At 70.3% G+C, this 17,016-nt stretch carries 10 protein-coding genes and 1 pseudogene; 4 read left to right on the forward strand and 7 right to left on the reverse strand.

Annotated elements, in window-relative coordinates; genetic code table 11:
- Positions 1-72: 72 nt before the first annotated feature.
- From ACFXMF_RS40470 to ACFXMF_RS40480, 3 genes and pseudogenes are all read right to left on the reverse strand, one after another.
- Positions 73-1,026: an alpha/beta hydrolase gene (locus ACFXMF_RS40470; protein WP_379989755.1), complete on the reverse strand. Its 954-nt coding sequence runs from the start codon at positions 1,024-1,026 to the stop codon at positions 73-75.
- A 545-nt stretch (positions 1,027-1,571) separates the two neighbouring features.
- Positions 1,572-2,246: pseudogene (locus ACFXMF_RS40475) on the reverse strand (sigma-70 family RNA polymerase sigma factor); the annotation flags it as partial.
- A 713-nt stretch (positions 2,247-2,959) separates the two neighbouring features.
- Entirely contained in the window at positions 2,960-4,171 is a 1,212-nt protein-coding gene (locus ACFXMF_RS40480; RefSeq protein WP_379989754.1) for a PP2C family protein-serine/threonine phosphatase, read from the reverse strand.
- Between the two features lie 605 nt (positions 4,172-4,776).
- On the opposite strand from ACFXMF_RS40480, the gene ACFXMF_RS40485 reads away from it, so the two are divergent.
- On the forward strand, positions 4,777-7,578 hold the full coding sequence (locus tag ACFXMF_RS40485; protein WP_379989753.1) for an AAA family ATPase: 2,802 nt from the start codon (positions 4,777-4,779) through the stop codon (positions 7,576-7,578).
- Positions 7,579-7,728: 150 nt separating this feature from the next.
- Here ACFXMF_RS40485 and ACFXMF_RS40490 read toward each other — a convergent pair whose 3' ends face one another.
- Both ACFXMF_RS40490 and ACFXMF_RS40495 read right to left on the reverse strand, forming a co-directional pair.
- Positions 7,729-8,535 (reverse strand): alpha/beta hydrolase, encoded by an 807-nt coding sequence (locus tag ACFXMF_RS40490; RefSeq protein WP_360309995.1) that lies wholly within the window; start codon positions 8,533-8,535, stop codon positions 7,729-7,731.
- Positions 8,536-8,870: 335 nt separating this feature from the next.
- Positions 8,871-9,821 carry an alpha/beta hydrolase gene (locus ACFXMF_RS40495; RefSeq protein WP_379989752.1) on the reverse strand — a complete coding sequence of 317 codons (951 nt, stop codon included), beginning with the start codon at positions 9,819-9,821 and terminating at the stop codon, positions 8,871-8,873.
- Between the two features lie 282 nt (positions 9,822-10,103).
- Here ACFXMF_RS40495 and ACFXMF_RS40500 point away from each other — a divergent pair, with 282 nt between their 5' ends.
- Positions 10,104-10,577, forward strand: coding sequence for a carboxymuconolactone decarboxylase family protein (locus ACFXMF_RS40500; protein ID WP_379989751.1), 474 nt, complete (start codon positions 10,104-10,106; stop codon positions 10,575-10,577).
- A 155-nt stretch (positions 10,578-10,732) separates the two neighbouring features.
- Here the strand turns inward: ACFXMF_RS40500 and ACFXMF_RS40505 are convergent, their stop codons facing one another.
- On the reverse strand, positions 10,733-11,119 hold the full coding sequence (locus ACFXMF_RS40505) for a cupin domain-containing protein (protein ID WP_360310168.1): 387 nt from the start codon (positions 11,117-11,119) through the stop codon (positions 10,733-10,735).
- Between the two features lie 354 nt (positions 11,120-11,473).
- Here ACFXMF_RS40505 and ACFXMF_RS40510 point away from each other — a divergent pair, with 354 nt between their 5' ends.
- Both ACFXMF_RS40510 and ACFXMF_RS40515 read left to right on the forward strand, forming a co-directional pair.
- Positions 11,474-12,370 (forward strand): RNA polymerase sigma-70 factor, encoded by an 897-nt coding sequence (locus ACFXMF_RS40510; RefSeq protein ID WP_360309989.1) that lies wholly within the window; start codon positions 11,474-11,476, stop codon positions 12,368-12,370.
- A 141-nt stretch (positions 12,371-12,511) separates the two neighbouring features.
- Entirely contained in the window at positions 12,512-14,242 is a 1,731-nt protein-coding gene (locus ACFXMF_RS40515; RefSeq protein ID WP_360309987.1) for an FAD-binding protein, read from the forward strand.
- A gap of 788 nt (positions 14,243-15,030) precedes the next feature.
- Here ACFXMF_RS40515 and ACFXMF_RS40520 read toward each other — a convergent pair.
- Entirely contained in the window at positions 15,031-16,377 is a 1,347-nt protein-coding gene (locus ACFXMF_RS40520) for an NAD(P)/FAD-dependent oxidoreductase (protein WP_379991581.1), read from the reverse strand.
- Between the last annotated feature and the right edge of the window lie 639 nt (positions 16,378-17,016).

Here is a 17,016-nt window from a genome sequence, read left to right on the forward strand (position 1 = left end):
CGCACGACCGAGCGTCCCGGCGCCGATGTCGCCCCGCCTTCCGTGACCAGGTCGGGAAGGCGGGGCGAGCTCTCAGCGAACCGCGGGATGACCAAGTGCGGTTCGCAGCGCGTCACATGCGTGGTCGAGCGCGTACGAACAGGCCGGCACCTGCGCGAACCACGAGAGGAAGCCGTGCACGGCGCCTTCCACCTCCAGCACCTCCATCGCCCCGCCCGCCCCGCTCACCCGCTCGGCGTACGCGTGGGCGTCGTCCCGGCCCGTGTCGTACTGGGCCGTCACGATCAACCCGCGTGCGAGGCCCGCGAGTTCCGGGGCGTACAACGGCGACAGGTAGGGCTGGGTGAAGTCCGCGCCACCGCCGTAGGCACTCCACATCGACTGCGACGTCTCCCGGTCCAGCATCGGCGCGTGGGCGTTGGCCAGAGCGGACGGCCGTTCGGACAGCGCGTCCAGGGCCGGGTACGCCAGGAGTTGGAAGGCGAACCGGGGACCGCCGCGGTCGCGCGTCATCAGGGCGGCCACCGCCGCGAGGTTGCCGCCCGCGCTGTCGCCGCCCACGGCCACCCGCGCGGGGTCCACCCCGATCTCCTCGGCGTGCTCGGCGACCCAGCACGCCGCCGCGTAGAAGTCCTCGGCGGCGGCGGGAAAGACGTGCTCGGGCGCCAAGCGGTACTCGACGGACACGACGGCGCAGCCGCTGCGGTTGGCGATCTCCCGGCAGATGCCCTCGTGGGTCTCGATGCCGCAGATCGACCAGCCGCCGCCGTGTGCGAACACCAGCACGGGAAGGCGCTTCGCAGGTCCGGGGTAGTAGATGCGCACCGGGATGTCTCCGGCGGGACCCGGCAGCACTCGGTCGGCGACCGAGTGCACCTCGGGGCGGGGTTGGCGCGCCGCGGCCTCGTCGACCCGCCGGCGAACCGCCGCGACGCTCTGCGGCGTCACGACCGGAAGCGGCGGAACCGCGGCCATGATGGCGGCCAATTCCGGGATGAGAACGAACTGTTGCGAGCGAGCGTTCACCTTGGGGGCCTCCCAGTGCCAGGAGTCGGCCGTCGACCCGCGCCCAGGCGCGTCGGGGCGCTCCAATGAATGTACCCATCATACATTTGATGGACACGGCGTCCATCGACCGATGCGGTCGCCGCCCGTCCGGGCCCGTCGGTTCGCGGGGCGACGACGGATCGAGGACCCACTCGCCCGCGGCGCCGAATTCCCGGACCCACCTGCGGAATGGGGCGCCTGTCGCGCCCCCGGTCCGCTCCGGACGACCCCCGCGTGACGGGTGCCTCGTCCGGGTCCTGGACCATGTGGGCTCCTCCGAGGCGGCGCGTTCCGGGCCGGACGGCGCCGCACGCCGCCTCATTTAGCGTTGTGGATACACTTATAGACGATGGCGCGGGAATGATCCAGGTCCCTCGTCGTCGCCCGGCTCCCTCGTCGTCGCCCGGGCCCGATCCGGGATCCCGGCGACGACGACAACCGGACGCCGGCCGCAGCGACCCGGCGGTCGGCGTCGGCCGGCCACCGCCCGCACGAGCCCCGCTCGCTCGGCGGAGTCATCCCGGCAGCACCGCGGTTCGGCGGGATGCCCGCACGCCGGAAGCAGAGGGCAGGCCGACGCCGTCGGGGGTGAGAAGCTCCTCCAGGGAGGCGATGTCCCCCGTGCGTGCCGCCGAGACGAAGGCTTCGAACAGGTGGCGGTGCTCGACCGCGTCGACGTCCTCGCGCTGTTCCCCCAGCAGATGCTTACGGGCTCGGCTCAGGATCTTTCGTACGTTGACGACGCTGAGTCGGAGCATGTCCGCGATGTCCGTGTAGGCGTAGTCGAACGCCTCACGCAGGACGTACACCGCGCGCTCGGTGGGAGCCAGCTTCTCCAGGACGAGGAGCAGGGCGAGTTCGAGGGCTTCGGCCCGTACGGCGCCGGCCGCAGGGTCGCCGCTGGTGTCGACGGGTTCGGGGAGCCAGGGCCCGATGTAGGTCTCGCGGCGGACCCGGGCGGACTGGGCCACGTTGATGGCGAGGCGGGTGGTGGCGCTGGAGAGGAACGCCGCGGGGCTGACCACCACCGAGCGGTCGGCCCGCTGCCACCGCAGCCACACCTCCTGGACCACGTCCTCCGCCTCCGCCGCGCTGCCCAGCATCCGGTACGCGATACCGAACAGGCGCGGACGCAACTCCAAGAACACGGCAACGGCCTCGTCCAATGTGCCCTCGATGAGGGACGACTCGGAATGCATGAGCCTGCTGTCTCCGATCCTGCGGGTATGGATGCGACGGCTCGCGCGACCGTGGGAAATCGGGCGGACACCCCCGGAGGCAACGACCTCGGACCGCCGACGGAGCGGCCACGACATCCGCCGAACTGGCTGTCTTCACACTCGTCGATCGCCCGCTCCGCGGGACCCTGGGGAATGCCTGGTCCACCCCCTGGTCACCCCGGGGTGGACCAGGGGGGCTGCGGCCCCCGGGCCCACTCACGCGCGAATGCACGGTTCGCAGCTCGGCCCGTCGGCGCCACCCGCCCGCCGGTCCTCCCGATCTGGGAGCGTGGCCCGTCTCCCGGGCGGTTGCGGGGCTGCCTCGACGGGGTGATGTGGCAATGCCGAAGGGCGGTCCGTGCCGGGACTCGCCCGAGCGGTACGGGCGTACGGGCCTTGGCCAACCGTCCACCGGCGCTTTCAGGCGTGGGCCTTGGCCGGGACGTCCCAGGTCCCGGTGAAGGCGATGATCGCCGGGGCCGCCGCCTCGCCGTCCCAGGCCGCCGGGCCGATCACCATCGGGGCGCGGGGGCGGGAATCCGGCGTTCGGCCGGCCGGGCTCAGGCGCGCGGGACGTCGCGGCGGCTGCCGCGTTCGTGGGGCGAACCGCCGAGCCGTTCCGCGCGGCGGCCGAACGTCGTCGGAGCCCGCACTACGTCGGCGTCGACGCTCCGGGGAGGCACCGTTCGCGCTCAGCGCCCCAGCGGTGACGCGGGCGGATTCCAGCCGAGTTGAAGGACGGCCACATCGTCCGCCAGTCCTCCGAAGGGAGCCGCCATGGAGGCGACGCCGCGCACCAGCGCGTCGACGAACTCCTGGGACGGCAGATGGGAGTAGTGGGTCGCCAGGCGCAGAAGTCCCTCCTCGCCGAGCCGTGCGGACGGCTCGGTCCTACCCTCGAAGAGGCCATCGGTGAAGACGACCACACGGTCCAGCGGACCAAGCTCCAGCTCGGTCTCCGACCAGTCCGCCTGCCCGGGAAAGATCCCCAGCGCCGTTCCCGTTCGTGGCTCCACCCATCGCAACTCCCCGGCCCGCCGCAGGAGAAGGCCGGGGTGCCCGGCGCTGACCACCCGCACGGCGCCGCCCCCGGCGGGAAACACCAAGGAAATGACGGTGGCGTACGTTTCGCTGTCCGGCCTTTCGCCGGTCAATATCCTTTCGAGCAGCCCCAGTTGCTCAAGCTGTGTCTTTCCGCAGAGCAGGGCGGCTCGCCAGGCCACCCGCAACTGCACCGCCAGGGCGGCCTCGGCAGCCCCGTGCCCCGAGACATCCCCCAGGATGACGTGGACGCTGGAATCCTCGATTTGCACCACATCATAGAAGTCGCCGCCCAACAGCGCGTGGGCGCGCCTCGGCTCGTATCGTGTGGCCGCGGAGAAATCATTCCCCCGGAGAGCCGGCGCAGGAAGCAGACCCCGCTCCAGTACGAGTGAATCGCCAACGATCTGCGCATTGCCCTCTCGCATGGCCGTGGCCGCCTCCATGTGCCTTCTCCGCAGAGCGAGCCGGATGGCACCGCGCAGTCCCTCCGGGTCGACACGTCGTCGGTCGACATAGGCGTGCGCCGCGCCGTCACCCGGTCCTATCGCCGCAGCCGATGCGGCGTCGGCGAGAACGACAACGGCCGCGTGCGGGGCCGATCGGCGCAGCCGGCGGGCGATCTCGGCCGCCCTCGTCCCGGAAGGGGAACGACCCACCAGCACACACATGGGCCCGCGGCAGGCGGTGAGGAAGGGCCCTGCTTCGCCGGCGTTCCTGTGCCACACCATCGACCGAACGAATGGAACCGGCAGCAAATCGCATATACGGAAACCCTCTTCCTCGTCCTCCGAAATCAGGAGCACGGTGAGGTCACGAAAAAGAGAATTCTCTTTCGTCGCCGCATCTTCCCGAAACTCCATCCTGTGTCGATGTGAGTCACGCGCGGCCGGCACTGAGAATACGCTCGTCATGTCAAGGCTTTCCGTTGGCAGGTGAGTGCTGTCCGTCCCCCGGCGTTCGTCGCCGACGCGTGCCCCTCCTGATCGTCCTATGCTCAGACCGGTCGGGCGCGGGAAGTGTGACAGGCAAGCCATGGGCACACTTTCGGAGACCACGGAGTGCGCCGCCGGACCGGCGGCGGGTACGTCACCGGCATAGGCGAGGTCCTGGAAGCGGCCGATGTCGGCGTGCGCTCCCACGTTCCGCACGCGGCCCTCGATCGCGTCGACCCACCGCGACACCGGACCCGGCGACCTCGACGGTCGCTCGGCTGCCTGCCCGCCGGCCCCCGCCACGAGCACGGATGTGGCGAGCCGGTATCCGACGACGGCGGGCGGACGAGCTCGTCGGCAGTGGGAGACCGAATAGCCCGGCCGAACGTGACACTCTCCCGGCATTTCCCGACGTGGAATCCCTCACAACATTCGATCACAAGGTGCCGACACCGTCTCGGATATCGTGGCAATGACCGTTCCAACCGTTGTGGAAGACATCCTTTCCCGATTTCCCCAAGGAGCCATGTCGCATGATCGCCAGTCCACTTCCGGACCTGGTCGGCCGGCATCGCGAGTGCGCGGTGCTCGACGAGCTGCTGATCGGCCTGCGCGAAGGCGGATCCCGAGTGCTGGTGGTCCGTGGCGAAGCCGGCATCGGGAAGTCGGTGCTTCTGGAATACCTGGCGGCGCAGGCGTCCAGGGTGAACGTGGCCCGGGCGCATGGCATCGAGGCGGATATGGAGCTGCCCTACGCGAGCCTGCACCAACTGTGTGCGCCGTTCCTGGGCGAGCTCGAAAATCTGCCGGCGCCCCAACGCGACGCCCTCCGTGTGGCGTTCGGAATGGCGGCCGGGGACCCGCCCGACCGCTTCCTGGTCGGTCTCGCCGTGCTTACTCTGCTCACCCGGGCCTCCGAGACGCGACCCGTGCTCGTCCTGGTCGACGACGCCCAGTGGCTGGACCAGGTATCCCTGCAGACCCTGGAGTTCGTGGCCCGACGGCTGCTCGCCGAGGCGGTCGCGATGGCCTTCGCGGTACGCGACCCCGAGGGGCGGACCGCACTCAACGGTCTGCCGGCGCTGCAGACCGGCGGTCTCGACACCACCGCGGCGGGCGAACTCCTGGAGGCCACCGTCGGCGGACAACTCGAGAAGCGGGTCCGGGACCGGTTCGTGGCCGAGATGCACGGCAACCCGCTCGCCCTGCTCGAATTCTCCCGAGGCCGCAGCGCCGCCGAGTTGGCCTACGGCCTGGACTCGTCGGCGTATCCGAACATCCGGGTGCCGGTCGCGAGCCGTGTCGAACGGGACTTCATCAGCCGGCTCGGCTCGCTGCCGGCTGCGACTCGGACGCTGCTGCTGATCGCCGCGGCGGAACCGGTCGGTGACGCACGCCTGTTGCTCCGCGCAGCCGCCTCTCTCGAGATCACCACCGATGCCGCGCCGGCCAAGGCGGCCGGCCTGATCGAGTTCGGCGAGTCCGTTCGGTTCCGACACCCGTTGGTCCGCTCGGCGGTCTACCACGGAGCCGAGCCCAAGGAACGCCGCGCCGTGCACCGGGCGTTGGCCGAGGCCACGGACCCGGTCCTGGACCCCGACCGGCGAGCGTGGCACGCCGCCCAGGCTGCCGACGGGCCGGACGAGGAGGTCGCCGCAGGGCTGGAGCGAGCCGCCGACCGCGCGCGGCAACGCGGCGGCATCGCGGCCGAGGCGGTACTGCTGGAACGCGCGGCCGAGATGACGCCGGAGCGGTGGCCGCAGGGGCGCCGAGCCCTCGCGGCCGCCGAGGCGCACTTCTCGGCCGCCGCGCCCAACCGCGCGACGGAGCTCGCGACGCTGGCCGAACTGTGTCCCCTGAGCGCCCTGGACCGTGCACGCCTGGCACGGTTGCGGGCCCGGATCCTGTTCGCCCGCAGCCGCAGCGACGAGGCGGCACCGCTCCTCCTCGAAGCGGCGGCCCAGTTCACCGCCGCCGGGTCGCCCCTGGCGCGGGAAACCTACCTGGAAGCGATCAGCGCGACCATCTTCGCGGGCCGGGTCCACGGTCCCGCGGGTGCCCGCGCCGCCGCGATCGCCGCCCGCGGTTCCGGAGCGCCCCCGTCGAACTCCAAGGCCGCCGACCTGCTCCTGGATGGTGTGGCGGCGCTCCTCACGGACGGATCCGAGTCCGGCATCCCGGCCCTGCGCGACGCGCTGGAGCTGCTCGCGCACGAGGAGCTCGGCACCCGGGAGTCGACCATGCGCTGGCTGCTGCTGGTGCCGGTCGCGCTGGAGGCGTTCATTCACTACGCCTGGGACCTGCACGCGTGGGACACGCTGTCGAGTCGCGCGGTGCGCCTGGCCCGCGACGTCGGAGCCCTGGGCGCGCTGCCACCCGCCCTCATCTACGCCGGTGGGGTGCACATCCACTACGGCGACTTCGCCAAGGCGACCAGGATGATCGGCGAAGCCGACGCGCTCGCCGACGCGAGCGGCCACGCCCCGCACAAGTACGCGACCCTCGTACTGGCCGCTTGGCAAGGCGAGGCGGACGTCGCCGCCGCCATCATCGAGGAAGCCAAGCAAAGGGCCGACCAACGAGGCGAAGTGTCCCTGCTGGGCGCCATGGGCTACATCCAAGGGGTGCTGTTCAACGGCTTGGCACGCTACGAGGAGGCGTTGGAGGCCGCTCGCACGGGCATCGAGCACGACGGGTTCAACTTCACCGGCCTGTCGCTGGTCGAGCACGTCGAGGCCGCGACCCGGTGCGGCGAACTCGATCAGGCCCGCGCCTCGCTGGCCCGGCTGCTGGAACTCACCCGCGCCACCGATTCGGGGTGGGCCCATGGTGCCGGCAGCCGCAGCCGGGCTCTTCTCAGCGACGGTGACGATGCCGACAGGCTGTACCGGACCGCGATCGAGGAGTTCGGCCGCGGCGGTGTGACCGTGGAGGTGGCGCGCACCCACCTGCTGTACGGCGAGTGGCTGCGCCGCAATCACCGCCGAACGCAGGCCCGAGAGCACCTTCGCACAGCTCACGAGATGTTCGACGGAATGCGGGCACACGCCTTCACCGAACGAGCCCGCCGCGAGTTGCTCGCCACCGGCGAGCACGTCAGGGCGCGGGAGAGCAAGCCGACGAGTGCCCTCACCCCCCAGGAGTCACAGGTCGCCGGGCTCGCCGCCGACGGCATGACGAACGCGAAAATCGGCGCGGAACTCTTCATCAGCCCCCATACCGTGGAGTGGCACCTGCGGAAGGTGTACTCCAAGCTCGGAATCAACTCACGTCGTGCACTGCCGGATGCCCTCGCGGGCCCTCCGGCCGGGAGCACCGGGAGGCCGGGGCGCTGAGAACCGATGCGGGCCGACCACGCTTCGCGGGCCCGACACCTCATGGGCTTGGTGCGACCATCGGCTCGTTCGGTCCTTGTGCGTCACGTTCGTGCCCGCCGGAGGGCGGATGGCGGTGTCGCCATCTCGCCCTCCGGGTCCGTCCGCCGGTCAGCGAACCGGGCGCGCCGCGCTCTCGATGACCCGCGCCACCTCGTCGGGACGCGACACACTCACCGCGTGCGACGCACGCACACTCACCATGTGCGCCCCCGCCCGTTCGGCCATGTAACGCTGGGCCTCGGGCGGGATGTTGCGGTCCTGCTCGGTAACCAGCACCCACGACGGAATCGTCTTCCAACCCGGCTCGGAGGCACCCTCCTCCAACGCGGCACTGGTCACCGGGCGCTGGGTCACTGCCATGACATCTGCCGTACCCTTCGCGACATCCGCCGCGAACTGATTGCGGAACTTCCCCTGCTCGATGTACAGATCCGTACCCGCCGTCCCGTTGGGCAGCGTGACCGGAACCGGACGCAGCGCCTCACCGAGCGTGCTGCCCGGGAACTTCCCCGACAACTCGACCGCGCTCTCCCCCCGCTCCGGGAGGAAGGCCGCGATATAGACCAGCGCCTTCACGTTCCGCGCACCGGATGAGGCGTTGCTGATGACCGACCCGCCATACGAGTGACCGGCCAACACCACCGGCCCCTCGATTCCGGCCAGTACCTCCTTCAGATACGCGGAGTCGCTGCTCAGCCCACGCAGCGGATTGGCCGCAGCCACCACCGGATAGCCCTCCCGCCGCAACCTCGCCACCACCCCGTTCCAACTACTGGAGTCGGCGAACGCACCATGGACCAGAACCACCGTCGGCTTGCGCTTCGACGAGGCGAGGGAGGTGGAATCCTCCCTCTCCGCGCTCGCCGGCGACACCGACACCGCAAGAACGGACGCGGCCACCGTGACCATGGCCATCACGGAGAGTGCGGAACGAGCACCTCGGGAACGAGAACGTTTCATCACAGAACCTTTCGAGTCGTGAACCGAACCAGTCGCGTCCGAGCAGACACGGACACAACCGGCGGGCAGGAAGGAGATGTACCGCGAACACCGGTCCGTGGCGGGCCCGTTGGGCTCCCGGACCGCACGTCGCGGCAGGGCCGAGGGGCGACGCGCGCCGGGTCTCACCCGACGCGCGCTCCCGCAGGGGGTCGAGGCCGTGAGCCGGTCCCCGCCCCGGATGACGAGGCTCCCGAACGAGGAGCCCTTTCCGCGGCCTTGGGCCTGCGGTATCGCGCGGGCGGCGGACCTCAGCCGGTCTGCAGCGCGACGCGAAGCGTGCTGACGGCTTGCTGCATCGCAGCGGTGGTGGCCCCCGTGGACCGAAGCGGGTTCAACATCATGAAGTCGTGCAACGTGGCGTTGTAGCGGATGCTGGTGGTCGGGACGCCGGCCCGGATCAGCTTGCGGGCGTACGCCTCACCCTCGTCACGCAGGACGTCGTTCTCATCGACGAGGACGAGCGCGGGCGGGAGCCCTTCCAGGTCCTTCGTATCCGCCCGCAGCGGAGACGCGGTGATCTCGGCGCGTTCGGCCGGATCCGTGGTGTAGCAGTCCCAGAACCAGGCCATCGCCTTCGCGGTCAGGTACGGCCCGTCGGCGAACTCCCGATAACTCGCGGTGTCCTGGCCCGCATCCGTCACCGGGTAGTACAGCGACTGATGTACGAAGGACACGTCGCCCCGTCGCTTGGCCATGATCGTCAACGCGGCCGCCATGTTCCCGCCCACCGAGTCCCCGGCCACCGCCAGGCGCGCGGCGTCCAGCCCCTCCCGGTCACCGTTGGCCGTGATCCACCGGGCGGTCGCGTACGCCTGCTCGATCGCCACCGGATACTTGGCCTCCGGGGAGCGGTCGTACTCCACGAACACCACGGACGCCCGTGCACCGACGGCCAGTTCACGCACGAGGCGATCGTGCGTACCCGCGTTGCCGATGACCCACCCGCCGCCGTGCACATACAGAACGACCGGAAGCGAACCCTCGACACCGACGGGCCTGACCACGCGCACCCGCACGTCGCCGACGTCGGCCGGCACGGTTATCCATTTCTCCTCCACGTCGGGCTTCTCGACGGGTGCCGCCTGCAGATCGTCGAGGACCTTCCGCGCGCCCTCCGCACCCAGCTCGTACAGGAACGGCGGATTGGCGGTTGCGTCCGCGAGTCCCCGAGCAGCGGATTCGAGTACCGGATCGTTCACGGCTCAGCTCCTGGTGTGAGTGAAGATGTGTACTGCCTTCACCCCTCAAGACAGCCGACCCATGAAAGGTGTGACACGGACGGCCCCGCTCGGTGCGACGCGGCGTCGATTCCACCGGTCACCACCGAACCGTCCGGCATCTTCGCGCCGGCAGCCGAGCAGCGACCGGACTCGGCAGGGTCCGCGGGGGATGAGTTCCACGTCACACCCGTGCTTCTGTCACAGATGCCGTGGTCGCCCGGTCAGTAGCACGTATCCGAAAAACGGCGAGGAGATCACATCATGAATGCGCGTCTCGACTACTTCGGCAACTCCCTTGCCGGCAAGGTGCTGAAGCACATCAACTCTGCCAACAAGGTGCTGTCGGACTCGACCCTGCCCGGCACGACGCAGGAGTTGGTGAAGATTCGCGCCAGCCAGATCAACGGCTGCGGTTTCTGCACCGACATGCACACCAAGGACGCCGCCCACGCCGGAGAGACCCAGCAGCGCCTCAACCTGGTGGCAGCCTGGCGGGAGGCCACGGTGTTCACCGAGGCCGAGCGCGCCGCGCTGGAACTGGCGGAACAGGGCACCCGCATCGCGGACGCGGCCGGCGGCGCCACGGACGAGGCCTGGGCGAACGCCGCCAAGCACTTCGACGAGGACCAGCTCGTCGCGCTCATCTCGCTCATCGCCGTCATCAACGCCTACAACCGCATCAACATCCTCAACCAGCAGCCCGCCGGGGACTACCAGCCCGGCCAGTTCGGCTGAGCCACCCGGCACACCGCCGGATCCGGCCGTCCGTCTCCCGGCCCTGGGCCGGGAGACGGACTTTCCCGCGTCCGCCGCGACCGACCGTGCCTTGCACGCGAGATGTCGGCACACGGATTCGGTACATCCTCGACGGGTCGGACGGGTCGGACGGGTCAGGCGGTGGGCCGCGGGGCGCGCAGGTGGGCCCGCTGCTCCAACTCCTCCGGGTCGACCAGTTCGAGCATGGGCTTTCCGGGCGCGCACATCATGGTGACCACGAACCGGGTACGCGCATCCGTCAGCGCGTTGCCGTCCTGGTAGTGGATCGCATCGCCGCCCGGCTCCCAGAACGTCCCGCCGGCCTCGACCACACGCTCGGGCTCGCCCTCCAGCTCGAACCGGACCGCGCCCTCGACAACGTAGCCGAACGCCGGTCCCGAGTGACGATGCGGAGGAGTCCCCGGATCTCCGGGTTCCCAGTCGACCTGGATCGTCATCGCCGAGGCGCCCTCGGGGACGGTGATCGGCGAGGCGTCCTGCAACATCTTCGCCGCCGTCATCCAGCCCTGCGATCCTGCATGCTTCCCGTGCACGTGCGCCGAGTCCTGCTCCGACACTGTGTCGCCACCTTTCCGTAGGTCCGCCGCTGCATGGGGCGGTCACGCCATCTGCCGGAGGCGTCATCGCGCCCGGCGTCCATGGCCGTTCGCAGTGATGACCGGGTAACCCTCGGGTCTGTGACAGAGATGTTCGCCCCCGATCCGTGGGGTGTCCGCCGCGTCAGCCGCACCCCGCACGGACCGGCGAACGGGCGTCGGCGGATGGTCGCCTCGTGACAACTCGGCGTGTGCACCGCAGAAGCACCGTTTCGGACCGGCTTGTAGCATGGCGTCGCCAAGCCGAAGGGGACAGGAATGCACGCTGGGGCCGACGCCGATTCCCTCGACGAGGCGGCGAGGGACTTCCTCGCGGCGCGCCCGCAGCTCTTCGGTGTCGCCTACCGGGTGCTCGGAAGCACCGTGGAAGCCGAGGACATCCTCCAGGAGACGTGGGTGCGGTGGCAGAACGCGGACCGCACTCACATCGTGGAGCCGACGGCCTTCCTGACCACGGTCACCGCCCGTCTGGCCATCAACCTGGCCCAGTCCGCGAGGGCCCGACGGGAGTCCTACGTCGGTTCGTGGCTTCCCGAGCCGATCAACACCGGCACGGATCCGCAGGTGGGTGCCGAACGGGCCGAGGCCCTCGAACTGGCGGTGCTCTTCCTGTTGGAGAAGCTGAACCCGATGGAACGTGCCGCCTACGTCCTGCGGGAAGCCTTCAACTACCCCTACGCGCAGATCGCGGGCATTTTGGAGACGAGTGAGGTCAACGCCCGTCAACTGGTGAGCCGCGGGCGCAAACACCTGGCTGCCGAGCGCAGGGAACCCGTCAGCACGACGGATCACCGCCGTCTCCTGGAAGTGTTCCTCGCCGCCGCGCAACGGGGTGATCTGGCGGCGCTGGAGAAGGTGCTCGCTGCGGATGTCGTCAGCTACACCGACGGCGGAGGACTACGCGGCGCGTCGAGGATCCCGGTTGTCGGACGCCTGCACGTCTCCAAATACCTCGTGGCCTTCGCCCCCCGGTTCTGGCCCCGGTCGGAGGTGCGGTGGGTCGAGGCCAACGGTCGTCCCGCCGTCGTCGTCTCGTCCGGTGGGGACGCCGTGGCCCTCCTTTGCGTCGATGTGTCCGCCGAGGGGATCGACCGGATCATGTGGGTGATGAACCCGGCCAAGCTGTCGCCTTACCTGGCATCGCTGAGCAGTTGAACGCCGTTCGTCCTCGCCATCCACGCCGGGCCGCCGGACGGCCTGCTTCCCCGAACAATCCACCGCAGTTCGCGAACCGAAGTGTCACAAATACCCGAGCGGCCCGGTCGTAATCAATGACCCCCATTGATCGGAGCAATCGTGGCCGCCACCGAAAAGCGCCTCTCCACCGCGGTCCTGGTGATCGGGACCGGCGGCGCCGGGCTGCGAGCGGCGATCGAGCTGGCAGAGGCCGGGCTCGACGTCCTCGCGGTCGGCAAACGCCCCAAGGAAGACGCCCACACGTCCCTCGCCGCCGGCGGGATCAACGCCGCGCTGGCCACCATGGATCCCGAGGACAGTTGGCAACAACACGCCGCCGACACCCTCAAGGAGAGCTACCTGCTCGGCGATCCTCGCACCACCGAGATCGTCACCCGGGGCGCGGCCCGGGGCATCGACGACCTCGAGCGCTACGGCATGGCCTTCGCCAGGGAACAGGACGGCCGCATCTCCCAACGCTTCTTCGGCGCACACAAGTTCCGGCGCACCGCCTTCGCCGGTGACTACACCGGCCTGGAGATCCAACGCACCCTCATCCGGCGTGCGAATCAACTGGACATCCCCATGCTCGACACCGTGTACATCACCCGGCTCCTGGTACACGACGGTGCCGTGTTCGGTGCGTACGGCTTCGACCTCGGCACCGGCACCCGCTACCTCGTCCATGCCGACGCGGTGATCCTCGCGGCCGGCGGTCACACCCGGATCTGGCGGCGCACGTCGTCACGCCGCGACGAGAACACCGGCGACTCCTTCCGGCTCGCCGTCGACGCCGGTGCGCGGCTGCGCGATCCCGAACTGGTCCAGTTCCACCCCTCGGGCATCATCGAGCCGGAGAACGCGGCCGGCACGCTGGTCAGCGAGGCCGCCCGCGGCGAGGGCGGCATCCTGCGCAACGGCCTGGGCGAACGATTCATGAAGCGCTACGACCCCACCCGCATGGAACTGTCCACGCGCGACCGGGTCGCCCTGGCCGCCTACACCGAGATCAAGGAGGGCCGCGGCACACCCAACGGTGGTGTCTGGCTCGACGTCTCCCACCTCCCACGCCAAACGATCATGAGCCGCCTCCCCCGCGTCTACCAGACGCTGCTGGAACTGCAGATGCTGGACATCACGCGTGATCCCATCGAGGTCGCGCCCACCGCCCACTACTCGATGGGCGGGGTCTGGGTCCGCCCCGAGGACCACAGCACCGACGTACGCGGCCTCTACGCCATCGGCGAGGCGGCCAGCGGACTCCACGGGGCCAACCGGCTCGGCGGCAACAGCCTCGTGGAACTGCTGGTCTACGGCCGGATCACCGCACAGGCGGCCGCCGACTACTCCCGGGCCCTGACCGCACAACCACGTTCGGCAGCGGCGCTCGCCCAGGCCCGCGCCGAGATCGACGATCTGCTCGCCGCCGACGGCCCCGAGAACGTCCGGGCTCTGCAGCGCGCCATCCGCAACACCATGACGGAACACGCGGGCGTCCTCCGCGACGAGCAGGGGCTGCGCACCGGGCTCACGGAACTCGAAGCCATCGAGAAGCGCATGGAGAACGTGGGCATCCACCCCGACATCGCCGGCTACCAGGACCTCGCACACGCCTTCGACCTCAAGTCGGCCGCCCTCGCGGCTCGGGCCACCCTCGAAGCGGCGCTCGAACGCCGCGAGACCCGCGGCTGCCACAACCGCGGCGACTACCCGGACAGCGATCCCGCCTTCCGAGTGAACCTCGTGTGGTCCCCCACCACCGGGATCGCCCACGAAAGCATCCCGCCCATTCCCGACGAGATCGCCGCCCTGATGGAGGCGATCTCCACCGACGGAAAACTCGCCGAATAGCCCACGCACCGACGACGAGGACGGCGACACGTGCCGGCGCGCACCGTATCCGACGCCCTCCACCGGATCCCCACCCCACGAGGTGGCGACCGAGGTCCGGCCGCAGTCGTTCGTCGCCGCCCTGCAATCGGCCACACCCCGTGGTGCCGACTGTCGGACGCCGTCCGCCCCGGTCCCGAGAACGACGTCGCCACCGGGCCACCGTCCTCACCCGAGCGGACGGTCGCCCGGTCCGGAACCTCCGGGCGCGGGCTGCGGGGCCCGCTTCATGTGGTTTCGACAGGCCCCGCAGCGTTATCCGCCTGGGCGGTACCGGCCACCCCCAGGACGGCAAACACACTCAGCACCGCAGCCGGCACCAAACGGGCCGAGAAATAGCGAAGGGAGACAGACTTCTCCTTGTCGTCAGCCGGGAACGTGCACACCCGACAACGAGCAGCACCACATCCGGGCACGGCGCGATACTCCAACCGCGCACATGCCGCCGGCCGAAGGTGCCCGGACTGCGCGGCAGTCGGTCAAGAGCACGCCGGGAGGCCGCCCGCCTCCGAAGCGGGCCCTGGAAGGCGGAGGCGCCCGGTCTCGGGGCCACGGCGAGCGCGAACCGGTGCGGCGTCCGCGCACGTGCCTGCGGTCCGGTGGTCGGCCGCGGCTTGTTGGCGACTCACCGACTCACCCGGGTCCCTGCTCCGCTTCGTGGATCACACGGGCGTCGCCGCGCCAGGGGGTCCTGAAGCGCCGCCGCAGGACCCGCGCCGGGCGATCGGCCGGCGGGCGAGGCGGCCGGCTCACCGCGTCGGGGCGTCAACCGGCTCGCCGTGCCGTGGGTTTCCCTCGGACACGAATGCCTCCCGGGGGCGCTGCACCGCGGCGAGGGAGACGATGTCCCGTCCGTAGAGGGTCGCGGTGATCCAGACGGCGAGCACCCGGACCTTGCGTTCCCAGGTCGGAACGGCGAGCACGTGATACCCGCGGTGCATGAGCCAGGCCGGGAAGCCCTTGATGACCAGGCGGCGGTACTGGAAGATGCCCCGGCCGAGCCCCAGCGTGGCCACCACGCCCAGACTGTGGTGGACGTAGTTGCGGGTGGGCCGCCCCCGCAGCGTCGCCACGATGTTCTTCGCCAGAAGCTTGCCCTGTCGAACCGCGTGCTGGGCGTTGGGAACCGTGTGCGCTCCCGGCTGCCCCACCGCGAGATCGGGTACCGCGGCGTCATCGCCGGCGGCCCACACGTCGGCCACCGCCTCCGACTCCGTGCCCACGCGAAGATCCGCCCGTACGACGAGCAGACCGCGCTCGTCGACCGGAAGATCCGTGTGGTTGCGAACGACGGGATTGGGCGCGTTCCCCGCCGCCCACACGATCAGGCCCGAATCGAGTTGCTCCCCGTTCGACAGCACGACATGTCCGCCCACGGCGGAGACCAGTTGCGTGTTCAGGTGCACCCGCGCTCCGCGCTTCTCCAACGCGCGTACGACCCACGCCCCGGGCCCGTCACCGACCTCGGGAAGAATCCGGCCACGAGCCTCCACCAGGTGGAAGTCCAGCTCCTCCGCGTCGAGTTCCGGGTAGTGCCCGAGCAGCGCGGTCGCCAGGGACAACAACTCGCCGAACCCCTCCACGCCGGAGAATCCCCCACCCACGAACGTGACGGTGAGGAGCCTGCGTCGCTCGGGACCGCGAGGCAGTGTCGCCGCGACATCGAACGAGGCCAGCAGCCGGTCACGAATGGCCACGGCCTCTTCGACATGCTTCAGCCCGAATGCCTCCTCGCTGATACCCGGGATGGGAAACGTCCGGGTGACCGCCCCCGCGGTGACCACGAGGATGTCGTAGGCCAGCTCGTACTCCGGTCCTGTCTCCGGTCGAACGGTCACGGTCCGCGCGCTGTTGCGGATCTCCGTCACCGTTCCCGCGATCAGCCGGGCGCGACGCAGGTGCCGCCGGAGCGAGACCGCCGCGTGCCGGGCCTCCACCGACCCGGCCAAGACCTCGGGCAGAAACGGCTGATACGTCATGTACGGGCGCGGGTCCACCACGGTGACACGTGCCTCGTCCCGACCCAACTTCCGCGTCAGGCCCCACGCGGTGTAGAAGCCCGCGTAACCGCCGCCGACGATCAAGATCTCCCGCACGGTGTCCTCTGTTCCTCTAGGTTGCACCCGTAGAGACAGGACGGCACCGCTGGTTGTGACACCGTCCGACGTTGTCGTCCGTGCCGTGCTGCTGTCCGCGCCACGCTCCGTCGCCGTGCACGAGGCGTACGCCGAGCCCGTGGGCAAGCCGTTCCCGGCGCTCGATGCGATCCGCCGGCGGCTTCGCCCGAGGATGCTCGGCGACGGTGCCGCCGAGTCGCACGGTGCCGGTGTGCGGGGCGCCGCCCGGGGATCATCGGCTGCGCGGACCCGGGATCCGCGCGGTCGTCCCGTGCGCGGCCGACCGCAGGAACGCCGGGGCACGGGAATGGGCCCGGGGGCACCCCCGGGCATACACCCGGGTCTCCCCGGGCGCGCCCGGGGCCCGCCGGGGACGACGGTGGGTGGAGCCGAGCCGGGGCGCCTTTTCGGGCGATCAGCTGTTCCCCCGGCGCTCCGGACCATCGAAAGCGGGGAGATCGTCGTGTGCCTGTCCGGCATCGATGTCGTATCGGAGTCACACTCGTCGACCGAAGACGTACCGGAGAACGCGGCGGCGAGGGTCGGCCCGGGACCGCATGCGGACGCGGACTTCGAAAGTGTCCGTTCGCGGCTTCTCGGGATCGCCTACCGCTACCT

The organism is Embleya sp. NPDC059213 (assembly GCF_042754445.1).
In the GTDB taxonomy this organism is placed as follows: domain Bacteria; phylum Actinomycetota; class Actinomycetes; order Streptomycetales; family Streptomycetaceae; genus Embleya.

Coding starts and splice junctions, on each gene's coding strand:
- ACFXMF_RS40480 (WP_379989754.1), bottom strand. CDS start 4,171: ATGGAGTTTCGGGAAGATGCGGCGACGAAAGAGAATTCTCTTTTTCGT.
- ACFXMF_RS40485 (WP_379989753.1), top strand. CDS start 4,777: ATGATCGCCAGTCCACTTCCGGACCTGGTCGGCCGGCATCGCGAGTGC.
- ACFXMF_RS40490 (WP_360309995.1), bottom strand. CDS start 8,535: ATGGCCATGGTCACGGTGGCCGCGTCCGTTCTTGCGGTGTCGGTGTCG.
- ACFXMF_RS40500 (WP_379989751.1), top strand. CDS start 10,104: ATGAATGCGCGTCTCGACTACTTCGGCAACTCCCTTGCCGGCAAGGTG.
- ACFXMF_RS40505 (WP_360310168.1), bottom strand. CDS start 11,119: ATGACGGCGGCGAAGATGTTGCAGGACGCCTCGCCGATCACCGTCCCC.
- ACFXMF_RS40510 (WP_360309989.1), top strand. CDS start 11,474: ATGCACGCTGGGGCCGACGCCGATTCCCTCGACGAGGCGGCGAGGGAC.